Origin of the sequence: Chitinophaga rupis, assembly GCF_900109685.1 — a bacterium.
Classification (GTDB): Bacteria; Bacteroidota; Bacteroidia; order Chitinophagales; family Chitinophagaceae; genus Chitinophaga; species Chitinophaga rupis.
Genome location: NZ_FOBB01000006.1, coordinates 1 through 20,623 on the forward strand (window position 1 = coordinate 1; position 20,623 = coordinate 20,623).

The 20,623-nt window shown below is 48.1% G+C and carries 14 protein-coding genes; 4 read left to right on the forward strand and 10 right to left on the reverse strand.

Annotated features, from left to right (window positions below; all coding sequences use genetic code 11):
- Positions 1-128: 128 nt before the first annotated feature.
- The 3 genes from BMZ54_RS21410 to BMZ54_RS21420 all read right to left on the reverse strand — a co-directional run bounded on the left by BMZ54_RS21410 (position 129) and on the right by BMZ54_RS21420 (position 4,519).
- Positions 129-530 carry a transposase gene (locus BMZ54_RS21410; RefSeq protein ID WP_089917162.1) on the reverse strand — a complete coding sequence of 134 codons (402 nt, stop codon included), beginning with the start codon at positions 528-530 and terminating at the stop codon, positions 129-131.
- A gap of 327 nt (positions 531-857) precedes the next feature.
- Positions 858-2,693 (reverse strand): membrane protein insertase YidC, encoded by a 1,836-nt coding sequence (gene yidC, locus BMZ54_RS21415; RefSeq protein ID WP_089917165.1) that lies wholly within the window; start codon positions 2,691-2,693, stop codon positions 858-860.
- 167 nt (positions 2,694-2,860) lie between these two features.
- Positions 2,861-4,519, reverse strand: coding sequence for a CTP synthase (locus BMZ54_RS21420; RefSeq protein WP_089917168.1), 1,659 nt, complete (start codon positions 4,517-4,519; stop codon positions 2,861-2,863).
- Positions 4,520-4,804: 285 nt separating this feature from the next.
- On the opposite strand from BMZ54_RS21420, the gene BMZ54_RS21425 reads away from it, so the two are divergent.
- On the forward strand, positions 4,805-5,368 hold the full coding sequence (locus BMZ54_RS21425; RefSeq protein WP_238386642.1) for an acyl-CoA thioesterase: 564 nt from the start codon (positions 4,805-4,807) through the stop codon (positions 5,366-5,368).
- A gap of 267 nt (positions 5,369-5,635) precedes the next feature.
- Here the strand turns inward: BMZ54_RS21425 and BMZ54_RS21430 are convergent, their stop codons facing one another.
- The 5 genes from BMZ54_RS21430 to BMZ54_RS21455 form a co-directional block, all read right to left on the reverse strand.
- Entirely contained in the window at positions 5,636-6,304 is a 669-nt protein-coding gene (locus tag BMZ54_RS21430; RefSeq protein ID WP_089917172.1) for an HD domain-containing protein, read from the reverse strand.
- 791 nt (positions 6,305-7,095) lie between these two features.
- Positions 7,096-7,689, reverse strand: a complete 594-nt coding sequence (locus tag BMZ54_RS21440; RefSeq protein WP_089917178.1) for a precorrin-2 dehydrogenase/sirohydrochlorin ferrochelatase family protein — start codon at positions 7,687-7,689, stop codon at positions 7,096-7,098.
- Positions 7,690-7,729: 40 nt separating this feature from the next.
- Entirely contained in the window at positions 7,730-8,506 is a 777-nt protein-coding gene (cobA, locus tag BMZ54_RS21445) for a uroporphyrinogen-III C-methyltransferase (protein WP_089917181.1), read from the reverse strand.
- Positions 8,507-8,568: 62 nt separating this feature from the next.
- A complete protein-coding gene (locus BMZ54_RS21450; protein ID WP_089917184.1) occupies positions 8,569-10,689 on the reverse strand; it encodes a HEPN domain-containing protein in 2,121 nt (706 codons plus the stop codon).
- A 293-nt stretch (positions 10,690-10,982) separates the two neighbouring features.
- Entirely contained in the window at positions 10,983-11,837 is an 855-nt protein-coding gene (locus tag BMZ54_RS21455; protein ID WP_089917186.1) for a bifunctional helix-turn-helix domain-containing protein/methylated-DNA--[protein]-cysteine S-methyltransferase, read from the reverse strand.
- A gap of 317 nt (positions 11,838-12,154) precedes the next feature.
- Between BMZ54_RS21455 and hxpB the strand changes: the two genes are divergently transcribed.
- On the forward strand, positions 12,155-12,811 hold the full coding sequence (gene hxpB / locus BMZ54_RS21460) for a hexitol phosphatase HxpB (RefSeq protein WP_089917188.1): 657 nt from the start codon (positions 12,155-12,157) through the stop codon (positions 12,809-12,811).
- 186 nt (positions 12,812-12,997) lie between these two features.
- Here the strand turns inward: hxpB and BMZ54_RS21465 are convergent, their stop codons facing one another.
- Positions 12,998-15,706, reverse strand: a complete 2,709-nt coding sequence (locus BMZ54_RS21465) for an alpha-L-rhamnosidase (protein ID WP_089917189.1) — start codon at positions 15,704-15,706, stop codon at positions 12,998-13,000.
- Positions 15,707-15,960: 254 nt separating this feature from the next.
- Entirely contained in the window at positions 15,961-17,859 is a 1,899-nt protein-coding gene (gene rpsA / locus BMZ54_RS21470) for a 30S ribosomal protein S1 (protein ID WP_089917191.1), read from the reverse strand.
- A gap of 142 nt (positions 17,860-18,001) precedes the next feature.
- Between rpsA and BMZ54_RS21475 the strand changes: the two genes are divergently transcribed.
- Together BMZ54_RS21475 and BMZ54_RS21480 are read left to right on the forward strand one after the other, a co-directional pair.
- On the forward strand, positions 18,002-18,901 hold the full coding sequence (locus BMZ54_RS21475; RefSeq protein WP_089917194.1) for a rhomboid family intramembrane serine protease: 900 nt from the start codon (positions 18,002-18,004) through the stop codon (positions 18,899-18,901).
- A gap of 300 nt (positions 18,902-19,201) precedes the next feature.
- A complete protein-coding gene (locus BMZ54_RS21480) occupies positions 19,202-20,434 on the forward strand; it encodes a 4-hydroxy-3-methylbut-2-enyl diphosphate reductase (protein ID WP_089917197.1) in 1,233 nt (410 codons plus the stop codon).
- Positions 20,435-20,623 lie beyond the last annotated feature (189 nt).

The window sequence follows — 20,623 nt, forward strand, 5'->3', positions numbered from 1 at the left end:
CCGCTTAATAATAATGACTTCATCCAGGTGCTGTTGATGATCTGCTTTTTGTTGCTTGTACCAGGCTTGCCGGGTTTTACCAAACAATCCACAAAGAGTTCCTAGGTTAACCTCGGGATAGTAAGGCCTCACTTGGTGGACGGTTTGGTACCAGACTTTTTTCTGATCTCTATTTTAAACTGTTCTTCCGCAATGTCTATCATCGTCTGCAACCCGAACACCTGCAGATTGGCATATTCCAGTTTCTTCAACAACGCTTCATTTTGCTTTTTGAGGGCGTCCAATTCCTTTTGTTCCTCTTCGGTCATGACGGTAGGTAAGATGGTTCGTTGCTCAAGTTCCGAAGAAAACAGCGATTTCCAGTGGCCTATCTGATTAGCTTTTACGCTATAGCGAGCCGCTACCTCTGCCATACTTTGGCTACCTAACAGATAGTCTGCTACTACTTTGCGCATAAAAGCGTGGGAATGTTGGAACGAACGGCCCCCCTTGCCTTTTCTGTTTTGCCCTAAATTGTTTGTTTTTTGCATGTCTTACACTTTTTGTAGTGTAAACCTTTTTCAGGACGTGACATATGGCTTACCTATAAATATAGGATGGCTTATTTAGGAGATAGTTTACTCATGCACTAAATAATCCGGTATAAAGTTGTCAATGACCTGCCGTAATCCTGCTGCTGGTTTACAACACGTCCCTTCAGGCAAAAAGAAGCCCCGGGAGGCTCACCAGGCTCCCGGGGCTATTACAGCTGCATATTACCCGCAAATAAAAAGGGAAGCCTTCTGGCCTCCCTTTAGTATCTTACATAATCCGAAGTATTACCTCCCCGATTATTATTATTCATTCTTCATTATTAATTACTTTTTCCGCTGCGGTCCCTGCATGCCCTGCTGGCGTTTCTGCATTTCCTCCAAACGCTCCTGCCATTTGGATTTGGACACCGGCTTCTTCTTGTTTTCCTGGATGCGTGCGTGGATCTTGTCGTGGTTGATCACGAAAGTTTGTAACACCCACTGCAGGGCAATACTGATCACGTTAGACAGGAAGTAGTAGAACGTTAAACCGGCAGCCAGGCGGTTAAATACGCCTAACAGCATAACCGGGAAAATATACGGCATGTACTTCATTACCGGGTTGCTCTGGTCGGCCATGCCACGGTTGTAGAAGGCCAGCACCAGGCTGGTAGCCGTCATCAGCAGGGTGAACAAGCTTACGTGGTTACCGTAAAAAGGTATCTCAAACGGCAAGTTCAGGATAGAATCGTAGGTGGACAGGTCTTTTGCCCACAGGAAACTTTCCTGCCGCAGCTCAATAGAAGATGGGAAAAAGCTATACATGGCCACCAGGATGGGCAGCTGCAGCAAAGCTGGTAAACAGCCCCCCAGCGGGTTCACACCGGCGCTTTTGAACAGCTTCATCTGGTCCATACCAAAAGCCTGCTGGTCATCGCCATGCTTTTTGCGCAGCTCATCCAGCTCGGGTTTCAGCACCTTCATTTTAGCCTGGGATACATAGCTCTGGTAGGTGAAGGGCGCTATGAGCAGGCGGATGAAGATGGTGAGCAGTATAATAATAATACCGTAGTTGCTGATAAAACCACTGAGGAAGTTAAACGTAGGGATAATGATCCATTTGTTCACATACTTCACCCAAAAGAAGATACCGGAACCCAGGGGGATAATGTTCTCCAGCCCGATATCAAAAGACTTCAGCGTTTTGTAGTGGTTAGGACCGTAGTAGATCTGTACCGGGTAGCTGAAATCATGTGCGCGGTTATACGGGATATCCAGCGTGGTAAAGGTTTGCCCTACAATGTTACCGCTTACCGGCACCTTGGTATTTACATCGGCGCTGCTAAATGGCGCATCTTTAGCTGCGGCTATCAGGGTAGTATTAAAGAACTGCTGTTTTACGCTCAGCCAGTGCAGCTTGGTATCAAACTTCTCATGGCTGGTACGTTGCAGGGTAAAATAATCGTGCTTATCATCAACATTGCTGTAGTGCACCTGGTTGTTCAGGCGCTCATTCTGCATGTCGTGCTCCTGGATGTGGTTTTCATTATTCCATTGCAGCTGCAGCGTATTCTGGTTAGCCGGCAGCGCTTTTTCCATACCTACGGCGTGAATGGTATAATTCACCAGGTAGCCGTTAGGTTTCAGGGAGTAAATATATTCCAGGTATTCTGAAGCGTTGGTTACGGAAAGGCGGTAGCGCAGGGTTTGCGTACCATCTGCCGCTTTTTCCACCTGGCTCCCGGTAAAATACAGGTCGGCTGTATTTAAGGTATGATTGTTTACCGGCAGCTGCAGAGATAAGCGGTTAAAAGAGCCTTCTACCAGCATAAGCGGGCCACCGGCAGCATTTTTAAAGTCTTTTAACTGTACGGATTCCGGCTGGCCTCCTTTATTGGTAAAAGAGATCTTTACCACCTTGTTTTCCAGCACTATATTTTGCTCAGTACCAGTAGCAGCGTTGGCAAAAACGCCGTATTCACCGGCCAGTTGCGCAGAATCGGGTTTGCCGCTTGCCTGGCTGCTGGTATCTGTAAAGGTTTTGGGCTTGTTCAGGTTAGCAATGGAATCCTGCCGGGCTTTTTCCCTGAGGGCGGTGGTCTGTTGTTTTTGGTTAAAAACGATGTAGCCTACCAGTAAAACCCCTAGCAGTATAAATCCAATGACCGAGTTTCTGTCCATCGAAGTGCAATTAAAATTTAGGCAGCAAAGGTACGTGAAAAATGTGCTAATGTGCTAATATGCTAATGTGCTGACGATGAAATTAATGTGCGGGTGGTGGAAAGCAGCAGTGCCGGTGATAATCAATTGATTACCGCCGGCACTGCTGCATATTAATTTCACATTATTTACGGATGATGAACGATCTTCTTTTCGTCGGTAGCTTTAAGCTTGCCGTTCTTACCTTCTGCATACTGCTTGGCAGCGGCTATAAAGTGTACGAACAGGGGCGCCGGGCTTTCTACGGTGCTTTTCAGCTCCGGGTGGAACTGGCAGCCTACAAAGAACGGGTGGTCCGGCAGCTCTATCATCTCCACCAGGGTGCTTTCCGGGTTATGGCCGGAGGTTACCAGGCCTGCTTTCACAAAATCTTCCTGGAACTCACTGTTAAACTCATAGCGGTGGCGGTGCCTTTCGCTGATAAGCGTGCTGCCGTAGATCTGGGCTGCACGGGAGCCGGGTTTCAGCTGGCAGGCATAAGCGCCCAGGCGCATGGTACCGCCTTTGGCTGTTATCTTCTTCTGTGCCTCCATTAAACCAATTACCGGGTGAGCGGTTTCAGGGTTCATTTCGGTGGAGTGGGCATCTGTCCAGTGCAGCACGTTACGGGCATATTCTACCACGGCCATCTGCATACCTAAACAAATACCAAAGAAAGGCAGGTTGTTTTCACGGGCATACTGGATGGCCGTGATCTTACCTTCTATACCACGGTGGCCAAAGCCGGGTGCTACCAGCAGGCCGTCCAGGTTGCGGAGCTTATCGCCCACATTATCAGGTGTAATATGTTCAGAGTGCAGGTTCTGCACCACTACTTTACATTCATTTACCGAACCGGCATGTATAAACGATTCCAGGATGGATTTATAGGCATCCTGCAGCTCCACATACTTACCGATCAAACCAATGGTTACCTTGGTTTTAGGGTATTTCAGCCGGTCCAGGAACTCGCGCCATTTGACCAGCTCAGGTTCTTTTTCTACCGGCAGGTTCAGCTTTTTAAGGCAGATCACATCCAGCTTTTCCCGCATCATTTCCAGCGGTACTTCGTAAATGGTGCCTACGTCGTTCGCTTCTATTACCGCATCTACCTGCACGTTACAGAACAGGGCAATTTTCTTCTTCAGATCGCGGTACATAGGCTCTTCCGTGCGGCATACAATAATATCGGGGTGCACGCCATTCTCGCTCAGCAGTCTTACAGAGTGCTGGGTGGGTTTGGTTTTCAATTCTTTAGCTGCGCGCAGGTAAGGGATCAGGGTGAGGTGAATGACCAGGCAATCTTCTTCGCCCAGCTCCCACTGCAGCTGACGTACCGCCTCTACATAAGGCAGGGATTCAATGTCACCTACAGTACCGCCCAGCTCCGTGATCACAATATCATATTTACCGTCCTTGCCCAGGAGCAGGATGCGGCGTTTGATCTCATCTGTGATGTGAGGGATCACCTGCACGGTTTTACCCAGGTAGGCGCCTTCCCTTTCTTTATTAATAACGGTTTGGTAAATACGGCCGGTGGTAACATTGTTGGCCTGGGAAGTAGGTGTGTTCAGGAAACGCTCGTAGTGCCCCAGGTCCAGGTCGGTTTCGGCGCCATCTTCGGTTACGTAGCATTCCCCGTGTTCATAAGGGTTTAAGGTCCCGGGATCCACGTTGATGTACGGATCAAATTTCTGAATAGTCACTCTAAAGCCGCGTGCCTGCAATAGTTTAGCCAACGAGGCGGCTATAATTCCTTTTCCCAATGAGGAAGTAACACCTCCCGTAACGAAGATATATTTTGCCATAAAAACTAAATTCTGAAAAGATTTCCCTGACCTAGGAGGAAGCGCCGGACTTTGTTTGGTGTAATCTGTACCTGTCAAGTAGAATTACTTCCGAAGGTCAGGCAAAGTTAACACAAAATTTTTATGAACCCTCAACCTCCACCCGATTACCTGTATTAATTATCCAGAATGTGTGGATTAGCCCCTGGAATTTTGCTAAGTTTGCGGTTTGAATGTCCATAGTCCATAGTCGATGGTCCATGGCCTTTACCCGTTTGATATGCAGAGCGTTATAGGCAATTGACTATGGACCATGGACTATGGACCAACTATAAACATATGACTATTACGCCCAAACATGCCCAGGATTCAGTGATCAGGATGACGGAGCTGGTATTACCAAACGATACCAATACTTTTGGCAATTTAATGGGCGGCCGCCTCATGTACTGGATGGATATTGCTGCGGCCCTGGCCTGTATGAAACATTGCAGCGCGCCGGTGGTAACTGCCTCTGTGGATAACATTTCTTTTGAAACGCCTATCAAGCTAGGCAATGTGGTACATATTGAAGCCCGGGTAAGCCGTGCTTTTACCACCTCTATGGAAGTGCATATGCGTGTATGGGGCGAAGATCCTGTGCAGCAGTACCGCTATAAATCCAATGAGGCGTTTATGACCTTTGTAGCCCTGGACCCCAATGGTAAGTCCCGCCCGGTACCTGCTATTATCCCTGATACCGAAGAAGAGAAAAAATTATACGATGGCGCGCTCAGGAGAAGGCAGCTGCGCCTGATATTAAGCGGCAAAATGAAACCGGAGGATGCTGGTGAGCTGAAAGCGCTGTTCTTTGAGAAAGCAGTGAAATAGTTGGCAGTGGGCAGTTGGCAGTGGGCAGTCAGGAAATAGTTTTTAGGAGGGAGTAGTTCAAAGTAAATTAGTTACTTAAGTTATAAAGTAGTATTAATCAGTCGTATTAATTAGTAGTAGTGTAGCAAATAAGTTAGTGATGTAACAAAAAAGAATTACCTCATTATTTGTTAACCAAATAAATTGCTCAGCAGCCGCTCACGGCTGCCAACTGCCCACTGGCAACTGCCAACTACTCACCGGCAACTGCCAACTGTCTACTGCCAGTTACGCTACATCAACATCCCATTCCCGGTAAAACTGTTCCAGGAACTGCTCCATAAAACGGTGCCGCTCTTCCGCCATTTCTTTGGCCGTATTGGTATTCATACGGTCTTTCAGCAGCAGCAGCTTTTCGTAAAAATGGTTGATGGTTGGCGCAAGGCTTTGTTTGTACTGTTCCTTGGTCATGGTCATGTTGGGCGTAACGGAAGGGTCGTACATAGGACGGTTCTTAAAGCCGCCATAATTAAACGTACGTGCTATGCCAATAGCACCCAAAGCATCCAGCCGGTCCGCATCCTGTACCACCGCCAGCTCCGGGGAACAGAAGTCCGGACGATGGTTCCCACCTTTGAAGGAGATGTTCTGAATAATGGACACCACATGTTTGGTTACAGATTCCGGCGCATCAATAGACTGCAGGAACGCCCTTGCCTTTTCAGGCCCGACCGTTTCATCGCCATTATGAAATTTGGAATCTGCAATGTCATGCAGCAGGGCTCCCAGCTCTACTACCAGCATATCTACGTTTTCTTTGGAACCAATATGCCTGGCCAGCTGCCAAACCCTTTGAACGTGCCACCAGTCGTGTCCGCCTTCTGCGTGGGTCAACTCCTTCTTTACATAGGTTACGGTGGGGTTGATTAGTTGTGTCGATAAAGTTGTTTCAATCATACGCACTTAAAACTCTTGTTCACTATAAATATACTGAATATTAAGATGTGTTGCGCACACATAACACGATTATAACACCTTTACCGGGGCCCCTTTCGGGCCCGGTAGAAGGTAAACTATAGGGAAGCGGGAATCCTGGTTGATAAATGGATCTGCGCGTAGCAAATAACAATAATTTAATGGGGCAGATCAGGGGTTTGGCGCGGCATAAGGCGGAGCCTTTTTTCGCAACTAATAGGTTTCTAGGTCAAGATCTTAGATGGCCTTAGCTTACCCCGGGACCCGTTAAGTCGAACCCCGCCTATGACCGCTACTATCTTTTGCTGTAACAGCAATAAAAGAATCTTGGAAAGAACAAAGGAAACAGCGCGGGTAGCGCTGCTCCCGTCGGTTGGTTTTATGATTTTGTCTTTTGTGTAACCCTGGTGAACGCACATTTCAGTATTACTATTTGATAATATCCGTTCACCATTGTATTGTAAAAATAGAGAGATAAATTGAATTTTTAACCATTCAAGCATCAAAATAGTAACATATTTTTAATTGTAATATAATATTAGAATTGGTCACCAATTGACATTTTACACCTTAATTAATTGATTTACAATCATATAAATAACTTTTAATGATTATTTGGCAAATACCCTATTTGATTACCTATCAGCCTATCTATTATATTATAATTATACACATATAATAAATGGGGCGGAAAATATTTAAACAATAGCCATCCAGTATAGGAACAACCTATTAAAAAGGGATCCAGCAATAAAGGGAGATGAAAGGAAAGGTTACTGTTCTTTTTCTTTTTCCTGCACCAGCACATCGGTGATCTTATTCAGCTGTTTTACCTTTTCGGTAAAATCGCCTTTCAGGCGGTCGCGGATAACCTGCAGCTTGTTCAGTACTTCATCGAGCGTATCGGGAATGGCTTCCTGTAATACCTGTTTCAGGCGTTTGGCCACCGTGGGGGATTTGCCATTGGTGGAAATGGCAATTTTGAGGTTTCCTTTCTGTACAATAGAGCCCAGGTAAAAATCGCAGAGCTCCGGGGTATCGGCTACATTAATGAGCACCTTGCTGCATTTGGCCTTTTCCCAGATGGTATAGTTCAGCTCTTTATCGTTAGTGGCGGCTATTACCAGGTTTTTGCCGATCATATCGCCACAGGAAAATTCTTTCTGAATAAGGGTAATGGTATGGTGTTGCTGCGCCAGTGCTTCTACTTCCGGTAAGAACCAGGTTGCCACCACAGTTATGTTGGCATCCGGGCAGTTCTGCAGCATGGCATTCAGTTTTTCATGGCCTATGTTGCCGCCGCCTACCACCAGGGTGTGCAGGCGGTTCAGCTTAAAGAATACGGGAAACAAATGGTTCTCTTCCATGACCTGAAGTTAATTCACTTTCAGCTGACAATCGTTCACATTATACTGCCATTTTTAATTCTGCGGCCAGCTTTTCCTGTATGGCCTGGAACGCTTCGTGGAAGCGCACCACCTCTCCTACTATAATAATGGCGGGGTTGCGCAGCTCATGGCTGGCAGCTATGTGCGCAAGGTCGTTTACCGTGCCTACGCCTATTTTCTGGTTAGGCAGGGTACCGTTCTGGATAATGGCAACCGGTGTGCTGCCTTTGCCCTGTGCGGCGTAAGCAGCGGCTATTTCAGCTACCTTGCTCATACCCATTAATATTACTACGGTTGTATTGGCCTGGATGGCAAATTCAAGATCGCGGGCAAGATTGCCGTTCTGTGTATTACCGGTGATCACCCAAAAACCTTCGCTTACATTACGTGCGGTAACAGGTATTTTGTTAATGCCCGGTACAGCTACTGCGCTGGAAATGCCCGGCACTATCTCCGTTTCAATACCAAACTGCTGTGCAAAGGCCATTTCCTCCTGGCCACGGCCAAATACAAATGAATCACCGCCTTTCAGGCGTACTACGCTGCCAAAAGTAAGCGCGTACTTAACGATCATGCGGTTAATCTCATCCTGAGAATATACATGCATACCGGCGCGCTTGCCTACAAAACGTTTCAGGCAGTTGGCAGGCGCGTGTTCCAGCAGTTCATTATTAGACAGCGCATCGTAAAGGATCACCTTTGCCTGCTGTATCACTTTCAAACCTTTTACGGTGATCAATTCCGGATCACCAGGTCCTGCACCTACGAGCGTTAATTTTGGAACTATTGGTTGCATACACTTCTCTTTAAATCAGTTGTAGTAGTGGTGAGGGACTTAAAGCCCCTCACCTTTTAATATTATGCGGTTACCGGAACAGCGGCGGTAGCAGCTGCTTCACGGTAGGCCTGTGCCTGTTTGTAAAAATCTGCAGCCTGCTGATAGTATTGTTTGGCAAAGCTTTCAGCCGGTTCGTGCTCATTGATCTGCATTACCAGTGATTTAAAACCACCTTCAATGTTGATCTTACCGGTAGCTACGAAATGTTTATCAAAATCATTAATGATACCGTGCTGTGTATTGCAGCTTACGCCTTCGCCCAGCAGCAGCGCTTTGGCGCCCTGTACAAAGGTGGAGTAAGCGTGATAAATGCCATCTGAATACTGACCTACAGCCAGCGCATCAGCACCCCAGGCCAGCTTTTCTTCGGCTTCAAACAGCAGGGTAGCTACCAGGTCTATTACCACACCCGCGCACTCGCCTACGCCAATGGCTGTTGCGTATTTTTCTTCATGACCCCAATCCACAAAATCTTCATCCCGCAGGGTAGTCAGGTCTGTTAAAGGTTTCAGCAGCTCGTAAAAATAACGTTCGCCCTGGCGGTCGAAATAATCATTGAACAGCTCATCTTCCTGGCCATTTGCATCAAAATCATTCAGCAGGGAACGCAGTACATCGGGGCCGCGTTTGCTCGGTACCTTTATAACCTTATCGGCTACACGGCCTACGCCGTTACCTACAATACCACCGCCTAACAATACCTGCAAAGCGGGTAATGTTTTGCCGCCGCTTTTTAAAGAGCTGCCGTGAAAACCAATGGCTGCAATACCATGCTGGCCGCAGGAGTTCATACAACCGCTGATCTTTATTTTAATATCCTTGTTGTATACCAGGTCAGGAAATTCATCGTGGATCACCTGCTCCAGCTTAGCGGCAATACCGGTGCTGCTGCTGATACCCAGGTTACAGGTATCGGTACCGGGACATGCAGTAATATCTGCAATACTGTCAAAACCCGGTGCGGCATAACCTACTGCTTCCAGCACGCTGAACACGTAAGGTAAATGTGCAGGACGAATATATTTTAACAGCAAGCCCTGGTTGGCAGTTACCCGTACATCGTTGGCTATAACGGGTTTCAGCGCCTTGATCAATTCACGGGAAGTACCGGTGCTGATGTTGCCCAGCGGCACGCGTATATAAGCGGCAAAAAAGCCTTTTTGTCTTTGCTCAAATACGTTGGTTGTTTTCCAGGCTTCGTATTGCTTGGGATCTTTGATGCTGTAAGCAGGCAGCACAGCGTTTTCTTCCGGCAGCGCTACTCTTTCTTCGGTACCATCAATCACAAATACTTTTGATTTCAGGGCTTTGCGCTCTTCCTTTACCAGGCGGTCAAACTCTTCCCAACCTATTTTCTGGATCAGGAATTTCAGCCTGGCCTTGTGACGGCTGGCCCTTTCGCCATAACGGTCAAATACGCGCAGCACGTTCTCGATATATGGGATCAGCTGATCTGCTTCTAAAAATTCAAAAGCGGTGTGGGCCAGGTAAGGTTGTGCACCCAAACCGCCGCCTACCAGTACTTTAAAACCGCGTACCTCTTTACCATCTACCTGCTGCACTTTAGGGATCACGCCCACATCATGCATGAAAGCCCAGGCAGTATCCTTATCGCTGGAAGAAAAGGCGATCTTGAACTTACGGCCCATATCCTGGCAAATGGGGTTGCGCAGGAAATAGCGGAAAGTGGCATCTGCATAAGGCGTTACATCAAAGGGTTCATCCGGATCAATACCGGCTTTGTCAGATGCAGTAACGTTACGTACGGTGTTACCGCAGGCTTCGCGTATGGTCACATCATCTTTTTCCAGCTGTGCCCACAGTTCCGGCGTTCTTTCCAGGCTCACGTAGTGGATCTGGATATCCTGGCGGGTAGTGAGGTGCAGGTTGCTGATGGAGTACTCATCAGATACGTCAGAGATCCGGGCCCACTGTTGCAGCGTCATTTTACCGTAGGGTAATTTGATGCGTATCATTTGTACACCGGGCTGACGCTGGCCGTAGATGCCGCGTGCCAGGCGCAGGCTGCGGAATTTTTCATCCGGTATCTGCCCTTCCCTGAACAATTTTATCTTTTTGTCCAGCTCAATGATATCCTTCTCTACAACGGGATTTTCCAGTTCTGTTCTGAAGCTTTGCATACTGATCTGATTTACGATTTACGGTTTAGATTTACGATTTATGGCGGAGGTGGTGGATCGTAAACCTGGTATCTAAAATTAAAGCCTCCCTTATGCAAGGAGGCTTTTATAAGTAATTGTAATACAATACTTTTTTTCTATCGTTATATAGCTATGCCTCCTTATATAGCCTATATTCCCATAATTTTAGTAGACTAATACAAAGATATACAGCCCGGGCAGATAAACAAAACTTTTCGGGGTGAAAAGCGGGCCATAAAGGATAACTATTAATTATGCGTAATAACTGCTGGTTATGGGTTGGAAGGCTCCATCTGTGCCATTTCCCAGCCAATAAGGGCTTTTTTGCGGGTGGCGCCCCAGTGGTATTGGCCGGGTATACCTTCGCGCCTGATAACGCGATGGCAGGGAATGAGCCAGGCCACCGGGTTTTGGCCAATGGCAGTACCTACGGCGCGGGAGGCATCCGGGCTGCCAATGCTTTTAGCGATCTGCTGGTAAGTGGATACTGCTCCCGGCGGTATTTGCAGCAAGGCCTGCCACACCTTTACCTGGAAATTGGTACCCTGCACCAGCAGGTGCACCTTGCCGCCCGGCATCCCCCCTTCCGGGAAGATCTGCTGCATATAACCGGCGGTAAAGGCCTGGTGCGGCTCTATATTGGCAAAGGCCCAGCGTTGTTTCAGATCCTGCAGGGCAGCTTCCTCCTGCCCTTCCTCTACAAAGCTTAACCCGCAGATTCCGCGTGGCGTAACAGCTATAAAACATTTACCGAAAGGCGTATCGTGATACCCGTACTGGATGGTAAGTCCTGCGCCGCTGTTGCGGAACTCGTTAGGCGTAACCGCTTCCATATTCACAAACAGGTCATATACCCGCGACTGGCTGGACAGGCCGGCCCATTCTGCCGCTTCTATGAGGTTGGAAGATGCCTGCAGCTTATCTTTCAGGTAAGCGGTGGTTAAGTATTGCAGGAATTTTTTTGGGCTTACACCGGCCCAGGCCGTGAACAGGCGCTGGAAATGGAAGGGACTCAGGTGCACCTGCGCGGCCACTTCGTCCAGGTCCGGCTGCTCCTTAAAGTTTTCGGACAGGTAATCGATAGCGGTGGCAATTCGATCGTAATTCAGTTTGTCTTGTATTTCCATTGTATTTGCATTTGTAATATCGCAAAAGTAGCTGAGATGGGGAGGGCGGGCAACCTGATAATTGCGGAATGTGGAGATGATGTGCAGATGATGAATGCATGAATGCGCGGAGGGCTGATGTGCTGGTAGATGACCGGGTTTACTATGTGCTAATGTATTGATTAATATTTAGATAGATAATTGATGAGTGAAGATTTGCGGCAGTATGCATTCACATTTTTAGTTGTCACTCCATTTTTTTAACAATCCCCTACACATTAACACATTAGCAGATCAGCGCATTAGTTTTATCTTTGCGGCGCAAAAAGGCATAAAATATGGTTAATACGGTGATTTTTGATATGGATGGCTTGCTGATAGATTCTGAGCCATTATGGGGCAAGGCAATGCGGGAAGTATTTGCAACAGTAGGTGTGGAGCTGACCTCTGAGCTCACTTCCCAAACCACTGGTTTACGCACCGTAGAAGTAGTGGATTACTGGCACGACTATTTCCAATGGAACGGCAAAAGCCGGGAACAGGTAACCACCGAGATCATTGATACCGTTATTTCTAAAATACTGGCCCAGGGCACTGCCATGGAGGGCCTGCATTACATCCTGGATTATTTCCGTACCAAGGGTTTCAAGCTGGGATTAGCTTCTTCCTCTCCCCTGCGCCTGATAGACTCTGCACTGGATCACCTGGAGATCAAACCTTATTTCAACGCCATCCGCTCTGCGGAATTTGAATCGCATGGCAAACCTCACCCCGCGGTGTACCTGGCCTGCGCAGAAGCGCTGGACAGCCATCCCCTGCACTGCCTGGCGTTTGAAGATTCCGTTACCGGTATGATAGCTGCCAAGGCAGCCCGCATGAAAGTAGTGGTAGTGCCCGAAGCGCACAACCGTAACGATAAACGTTATGCGCTGGCAGATCTGAAGCTGGATTCCCTGCTGGCGTTCGGAGATGCGGAATTAGCGCCGTTTGTTTAAATAAGCTGAAAGCATAAAGCTGAAAGCATAAAGCAATCAACGTTCAGCATTAAGCTTTATGCGTTCCGCGTAATTCATAATCACACACGTCATAATTACTGCAGGGCAGTTGTATAGCATTTATACGAACCATATTTCTTCGTAACGGGAATTTTAATTTTGATAGCAAAAGGCCTTGCACGCCTGTTACAACTGCGTGGTAAAGCTGTAAGTACCGGAGCCTATCAGTTCCGGCTTTTTACTACCCGGCATTATGATCCGGGCCTGCGTATTGGCAGGTATGGTTACTTCCAGCGCAAACTTCTTACCTTCTTTATGCCAGGCCACCTGCACCGGGCCATGTAATGTTTCAAAACCAGCCTTTACCCAGTCCATACCTGTTACCGGGATGGGCGCTATTTTCAGCAGCGTAAAACCTTTGCTGTCAGGCGCCTGGCGAATGCCTGCCAGGCCGTTGTAAAACCATTCCATCAAATGCCCCAGCATCATGTGATTATTGGATACATAGCGCAACGCAGGCCAGCTTTCTGTAAGCGCAGTGGCGCCGTGTTTCAGCTGGAAAGCATATCCCGGTACATCATCCCGCTTATTCATATCATACAGCAGCTGTGATGCGCCGCCATTGCTTAATACGCTCACCAGGTAATGATAACCGATATCGCCTGCGGTTAATGCGTAGTTCCCTTTGCGGATGCTATCCTGCAGGTTGCTGAACACTTTTTGCCGGTAACGCCCCTCCACCAAACCGGTGTATAGTGGCATGGCATAAGCGGTTTGGCTGCCGGTGGAATAAGTGCCGGTAGCCGGGTTAAAGAATTTTTTGTTAAATGCTTTCCGTATGCTATCTGCCAGTGACCGGTAACGGCTCACATCTGCGCGTTTGCCTAATGCCGTAGCTATTTTAGCCATGGCATCTGCATCCTGGTAGTATATAGCCGTAGCCGTTAGTGCCAAAGGTGTTAGCTGTGCAATGCCGGGGTGTTTGGGTCCCATATCATACCAATCGCCCAGGCCATAGTCCAGGATGTGATCTTGCGCACGGCTGCCCAGGTAGGCTATGTAACGCTGCATCATGTCATATGCTCTTTCCAGCACCTGCCTATCGCCATACCAGGTGTACAGGAACCAGGGTATTTGTATGCTGGCGCTGCCCCATTCCGGTGAGTCGCGGAAGCCACCGTCAAACTCCACGTATTCCGGCGCAATGTCCGGTACCAGGCCATCGGGCAGCTGTGCTTCCATCATATCATTTACCGTTTTATTAAAGAGGTTCAGCACATCGTAGTTATAACCTACACAGTTGCGCAGCAAATAGGTTTGTTCCAGCCAGCCCAGTTTTTCGCGGTGCGGACAATCGGTAGCTACGCTGGCCAGGTTGCTTTTTATGCCCCAGTTAATGAGGGCAAATATGCGGTTAAACAAAGTATCAGAACAGCTGAAGCTTCCCACGGTTGGCGCACTGTTGCGGGTATGTAAAAAGGTAATATCCTGCAGCTGTGCAGAATCACCGTCTTTGTAAGTGGCGGCAGGCTCCGCGCCTTCTACCATGGCGTAGCGCAGGCCGTAGTAGGAAAAACGGGGCGTCCATTCCTCCGTGCCCTCACCTTTAAGGGTATACGAAAAATAGTAGGGCGATCCGCTGGCTTTCTGGTAAGGCAGGTGCTCATCATCCAGCAGCTCAGCGGGCGTAATACGTACTACTGCGCCCTTTTTCCCTTTTACTTTTATGCGGATAATGCCGGAAGCATTTTGTCCAAAATCCACCACGTACCTGCCCGGCTGCGGGGTATATGTTCCTTGTACTGTAAAACTATCCATTACCTGCAGGGGATACTCCCGCTGGGCGCGCATTTCACCACCCGGGCTTTGTACGGGCAGGGCGGCCTTCCAGGCGGCATCTTTAAAACCGGGCCGGCACCAGCCCTGCTGCTCCAGCGTAGCGTCATAACTTTCACCGCCGTAAATGCTGGTGAAGGTAATTGGCGAAGGCGCTGTTTTCCAGCTGTTATCGGTTACTATTTCTGTGCTGGTACCATCAGTATAACGGATCACCAGCTTAGCCCGCAGCATAGGATAACCCTGTGCTATTACCAGCTTGCGGTAGCGCTCCCGGTTTACATTAAAGAAACCATTGCCTACTATAGCGCCTATTACATTTTCCTCCGGTTTTAATTGCTGGGTTACATCAAAGCTGTTGTACAGACAGACCTTGTTATAATTGGTCCAGCCGGGAGTAAGAAAATCATTGCCTATCTTATTGCCGTTCAGGTACAGCTCATACTGCCCCAATCCGCTTACAAATACCAGCGCCTGCTGCACCTGTTTCTGCACCAGGAAGGACTTACGCAGGTATGGCACAACGGAGCGCTGCAGGCCTTTGCTGCCCAGCTTATTGCCGTTGCCATGCACACCGGGGTATATTTTACTGCTATCCGGCAGGTTTTCATAAGCTATCCATTGCGCTTTATTCCATTCCTGCGCCTGCATAATGCCGGTAGTAAAAACACCGGCGGCAGTGGCCGGGCCTCCCTTATTGGTCCACACCTCCACCTTCCAGTAACAGCTGGCAGCGCTTTGCAAAGGCTTGCCGACATAAGGTATAAAGCTGCTTTGTGCAGATGGTATCTTACCTGAATCCCACAGGTCGGGTGTGCCGGCCAGCAGGGCTTCGGATGTTGCTACCAGCAGGCGGTAATGCGTTTGCTGCACATCCCGGCCTATGGATTCCAGCTGCCAGCTGAATACCGGATGCGGTACATCAATACCTACCGGCGATTGCCGGGCTTCACAACGTAGCTCCTTTATGTTTACTACAGCCAGGGATTGTGCATGTGTTTGCAGCTGAGCCAATAAGCACAGCGTAAAGCACACACGGAAAAAGTGTTGTTGTATCATAGTTGCTGTGATAGTTTCGGGCAATTGCGGGTGAACAATTGATTTCCCATAACGTAGAAATTTAAACAATAATGCGTGGAATGCCGCTTATGAAAATAGGGCAGGGTTTCAGCAGGGGCATCCTGTGGTGTCCTAGTGTAATAGTTGGCAGCCGGGAGTGGGCAGTAGTTGTGGAGAATTGAAGAGCGTATAAATAAAAAATCCCCCGACTTAAAAGCCGGGGGATTGGTATGTGAGCTTAAAGCTTGTCGTAATTATTCGCCTTTCTTCTCTTCGCCGCCTTCGTTCTGCTTCAGCTTTTCTCTCAGTTCGGCCAGTGCACCCAGATCGCCCAGGGTAGCTTTTTCTACCTTGCTCTGAAGGTTCTTCACTGCCTTACGTGTTTTGTCAGCATCTGCTCTCTTCTCTTTGTTAACGGCTTCTTTCTCTTCTGCTTTCTGAGCTTCCCAAACGCGGGTGTGAGATACCAGGATACGTTTTTCGCTGCGATCGAATTCAATGATCTGGAATTCTTTCACATCTTCCACGTTGATGGGTTTCTCATCTTCCGTGCGCAGGTGACGGGCAGGAGCGTAAGCTTCCAGGCCGTATTGCAGCTGTACAGTTGCACCTTTCTCATCTTTCTTCACTACGGTACCTTCATGGTGAGAACCAATCGGGAAGATCGTTTCAAAAGTGTTCCAGGGATCTTCCTCGATCTGTTTGTGACCCAGGCTCAGCTTGCGGTTATCTTTATCAATACCCAGAATTACTACTTCGATTTCGTTACCTACTTTCGTGTATTCGCTCGGGTGATTGAAACGTTTGATCCAGCTCAGGTCAGAGATGTGGATCATACCGCCGATACCGGTTTCCAGCTCTACGAACACGCCATAAGGAGTGATGTTCTTCACGATACCTTTGTGACGGCTTTCCAGCGGGAATTTGGTTTCGATAGTAGCCCATGGATCTTCTGTGAGCTGTTTAATAGACAGGCTCATTTTGCGCTCGTCCTTGCTCAGCGTTACTACCACTGCTTCGTACTCTTCGCCTAATTTGAAGAATTCTTTAGCATTGATAGGCGTAGAAGCCCAGGAGATCTCAGATACGTGCACCAGGCCTTCTACACCAGGCAGAATTTCCAGGAATGCTCCGTAATCTTCAATGTTCACTACTTTACCTTTCACTTTGGCACCTTCGGTGATGTGTGCGGGTAAAGTATCCCACGGATGCGGGGTCAGTTGTTTGTAACCTAAGCTGATACGTTTCTTCTCGTCGTCGAAGTCCAATACCACCACATTGATCTTCTGATCCATCTGCAGTATTTCGCTTGGGTGAGAGATACGTCCCCAGCTGATGTCGGTGATGTACAACAAGCCGTCCAGACCACCCAGGTCGATGAACGCACCGAAGTCGGTGATATTTTTGATAGTACCTTCCAATACCTGGCCTTTTTCCAGTTTGGAGATAATATCCACTCTTTGCTGCTCGATATCGCTTTCGATAAGCGCTTTGTGGGAAACTACGGCGTTGCGGATGGCTTCGTTCACCTTCACCACTTTGAACTCCATTGTTTTGCCTACAAACTGGTCGTAATCGGTAACCGGTTTCACATCGATCTGAGAACCGGGCAGGAATGTTTCCATACCGTACACGTCTACGATCAGGCCGCCTTTGGTTTTGCTGGTAACGGTACCAGTAACCACTTCGCCTGTTTTGTACACTTCCACAATACGTTCCCATGCACGTTGCTGGCGAGCCTGTTTACGGCTCAGGTGCAGGTTACCGCTGCGGTCTTCTTTTTCTACTACCAGTACTTCGATCTCATCTCCTACTTTCAGGTTCTGCATGTCGCGGAACTCATTCAGGGAGATCAGACCATCGGATTTGAACCCGATATTGATCACTACGTCGGTTTTGGTTAAACCCACCACCAGGCCGTTGATCAATCCATTTTCTTCAATTACCTTGAAGGTGCTGTCGTACGTTTGATCGTACTTAGCTTTTTCTTCTTTGTTGTAAGAAGAAACGTTCCGTTTGTCCACGCTCCAATCGAAATCATCGTGAGCGGTGGCAACAGGTGCATTTGGTGTCGCTGTTTCTACTGCGGCAGTAGCTGCCTGCGGAGCCTGTTGTTCAGCGTTTTGTTCGTTAATAATGTTGTTTTCTTCCAAAACTTGTCCTTTTATTGTGTTTAAAATTTCCCGGGATTTCGCCCAGAACCCTTTATTGGGACGGCAAAGATACTAAAAAAAATGCAGGAAATGTAGAAAAAGGGGTATTTTTCATTTCTCCGTTAAGTAGTAATTTTCAGATATGAATGGCACTTCTTTTCAATCGGATATTCGCTACTGGCTCAAGCAAGAAAACGCGGTAAACCATCTGCTGGTCTGGAACATAGCGATCTTTGTGGTACTGGGCCTCTTGCGCCTGGTAAGCTTAAGCTATTTCGGCGTTTCGGACCTGGTGTTCATGTTTTCCTATAACCAGATAGTGCTGCATTCGGAACTCGGCGTTTTTCTCCGGAAACCCTGGGGGTTGATCACTTACATGTTTGCGCACCTGAACGTTTTTCATATTTTCTTCAATATGCTGAACCTGTTCTGGTTTGGCAACCTGTTCCGCTCTTTCCTGGGCAATAAACGCATACTCCCCCTGTACCTGCTGGGCGGTATTACCGGCGGCCTGGTATATATGCTCTGCTTTCACCTGCTGCTGCCGGCCGGCACAGATACTACCATGCTGGGCGCTTCTGCCTCTGTAATGGCCCTGCTGGTGGCCTGCGCTACCCTGATGCCCAATTACGAAATAGGCCTGCTGCTGATAGGCAGCGTGCGGCTGAAATGGCTGGCCCTGGCAGTGATAGTGCTGGACCTGATCTCCATTCCGCAGGGTAACCTGGGCGGTATACTGGCCCATGTGGGCGGTGCTGCTACGGGTTTCATTTACATTAAGCTGCTGCAGAACGGTACAGACCTGGGCCAACCCTTTATATGGTGCTTTGAGGCTATTGCCAACCTGCGGAGCGGTAACCGGTCCACCACCAAACGCTCCTTTAAACCCAAAAAATCTCCTCTGAAAGTGGTAAAAAAGAACATTGTGGAGAACAAACAGCTGCGCTTAGACCAGCTGCTGGACAAGATCAATGAACGAGGGATCGAGAGCCTAAGCGCTGAGGAAAAGGCCTGGCTGGATAAGCATAGTCAGGAGCAGTAATGCGCTGCGCGCAGTCCACAGACCATAGTCCATGGTCTATTGCCTACTCCGGGGCCGGAGAATTAATAATGAATAATTAAGAATTAATAATCATGGAGGCTGATGGTGCGGGGCCAGGCTGAGATATTGTATTGCTGCTGATGCCCGATGTATACCGTTATTACCCTATATTTTTGGTTCCCCATGCAATGAATTACCTTTGCCCCATCATTAAGGATGAATAGAAGTACCTCCTTTACGGGAAGTACTTGTGTGTGTGATTATTAATTATTCATTCTTAATTATTAATTAAGAAGCAACATGAAGACGTTTAATGTTCCCATCATTTACCGCAGCCCGCTGATCACCGCTATAAAGCAAAAGCGCAAGCAACAGGATCGGATGAAGAAGGACTTTACCCCTACCCTGCTGGATTTCGGGGCATTGAAGATATTGCTGGCGCGGCACTTTGGATTTTGCTACGGGGTGGAGAACGCCATTGAAATAGCTTTTAAAACCATAGAGGAAAATCCCGGCAAACGCATTTTTTTGCTGAGTGAGATGATCCATAACCCCCATGTAAACAGCGACCTGCTGGAAAAAGGGGTACAGTTCATCATGGATACCAGCGGTAAGCAGCTGGTACCCTGGGAAGCTTTGCAACCGGATGATATTGTGATCATCCCTGCTTTTGGTACTACCCTGGAAATAGAGGCCCAGCTTACAAGCCTGGGCATTTCCCCCGTACAATACAATACCACCTGTCCCTTTGTGGAGAGGGTTTGGAATAAAGCGGAGCAGATCGGTGAAAAGAACTATACTGTAATTGTACATGGTAAGCCGGGACACGAAGAAACCCGGGCCACCTTTTCCCACAGCCTGCATAATACGCCTACTGTTGTGGTAAATGATATGGCTGAAGCCAGAATACTGGGCGAGTTCATGACCGGGCAACGGCCGGCATCAGATTTTGCCGGTTTGTTCAAGGGCCAGTATTCCCCCGGGTTTAACGTGGAAACAGACCTGCAACGGGTGGGCGTAGTGAACCAAACCACCATGCTGGCTACCGAAACCCAGGCCATTGCCGATTATATTAAGGGTATAATTATGCAACAATACCAGCTTACTGAAGCTACTGCCGGCGAACGATTTGCCGATACCCGTGATACCCTTTGTTATGCTACCAACGATAACCAGAGCGCGGTGAATGGCATGTTAGCCACCAACGCAGACCTGGCCATTGTGGTGGGTGGCTATAACAGCTCCAACACCTCACACCTGGTAGAGCTGTGCGAGGAAAAGATGCCTACCTACTTTATCTCCTCTGAAGAAAAGATCTTATCTGAAAAAGAGATCCTGCACTGGGATTTTCACCATAAGCAGGAGCTACACAGCCTGCACTTTTTACCGGAACAAACGCCGGCCACCATTATGCTTACCAGCGGCGCCTCCTGCCCGGATGCGCTGGTAGAAGGCGTGATCCGGAAACTGCTGACGTTTTATGGTTTGGAACATAAGGCGGATGAGCTGGCGGACCAGCTAATGAATAATTAAGAATTAATAGTGAAGGATACACATTAAATTAAAAAAGACACCCGAGGGTGCCTTTTTTCTTTGGGGCTACTCAATGCTAGTAATGCAGAGAAAAAAAGAGTTTATATTATGCGATGTATTATCGTAGTATGATCGTGATCGTTAAACAAATGTACCAGTTCCATATAGTGCGTGCAACGTGTAATTATT

What these genes read in the sequence shown, in the direction of transcription:
- BMZ54_RS21450 (WP_089917184.1), bottom strand. Translation starts at nt 10,689, where the DNA reads ATGCAAAGCTTCAGAACAGAACTGGAAAATCCCGTTGTAGAGAAGGAT.
- BMZ54_RS21420 (WP_089917168.1), bottom strand. Translation starts at nt 4,519, where the DNA reads ATGGCAAAATATATCTTCGTTACGGGAGGTGTTACTTCCTCATTGGGA.
- cobA (WP_089917181.1), bottom strand. Translation starts at nt 8,506, where the DNA reads ATGCAACCAATAGTTCCAAAATTAACGCTCGTAGGTGCAGGACCTGGT.
- BMZ54_RS21465 (WP_089917189.1), bottom strand. Translation starts at nt 15,706, where the DNA reads ATGATACAACAACACTTTTTCCGTGTGTGCTTTACGCTGTGCTTATTG.
- BMZ54_RS21425 (WP_238386642.1), top strand. Translation starts at nt 4,805, where the DNA reads ATGGACCATGGACTATGGACCAACTATAAACATATGACTATTACGCCC.
- BMZ54_RS21440 (WP_089917178.1), bottom strand. Translation starts at nt 7,689, where the DNA reads ATGGAAGAGAACCATTTGTTTCCCGTATTCTTTAAGCTGAACCGCCTG.
- BMZ54_RS21455 (WP_089917186.1), bottom strand. Translation starts at nt 11,837, where the DNA reads ATGGAAATACAAGACAAACTGAATTACGATCGAATTGCCACCGCTATC.
- yidC (WP_089917165.1), bottom strand. Translation starts at nt 2,693, where the DNA reads ATGGACAGAAACTCGGTCATTGGATTTATACTGCTAGGGGTTTTACTG.
- BMZ54_RS21430 (WP_089917172.1), bottom strand. Translation starts at nt 6,304, where the DNA reads ATGATTGAAACAACTTTATCGACACAACTAATCAACCCCACCGTAACC.
- BMZ54_RS21410 (WP_089917162.1), bottom strand. Translation starts at nt 530, where the DNA reads ATGCAAAAAACAAACAATTTAGGGCAAAACAGAAAAGGCAAGGGGGGC.
- hxpB (WP_089917188.1), top strand. Translation starts at nt 12,155, where the DNA reads ATGGTTAATACGGTGATTTTTGATATGGATGGCTTGCTGATAGATTCT.
- BMZ54_RS21480 (WP_089917197.1), top strand. Translation starts at nt 19,202, where the DNA reads ATGAAGACGTTTAATGTTCCCATCATTTACCGCAGCCCGCTGATCACC.
- BMZ54_RS21475 (WP_089917194.1), top strand. Translation starts at nt 18,002, where the DNA reads ATGAATGGCACTTCTTTTCAATCGGATATTCGCTACTGGCTCAAGCAA.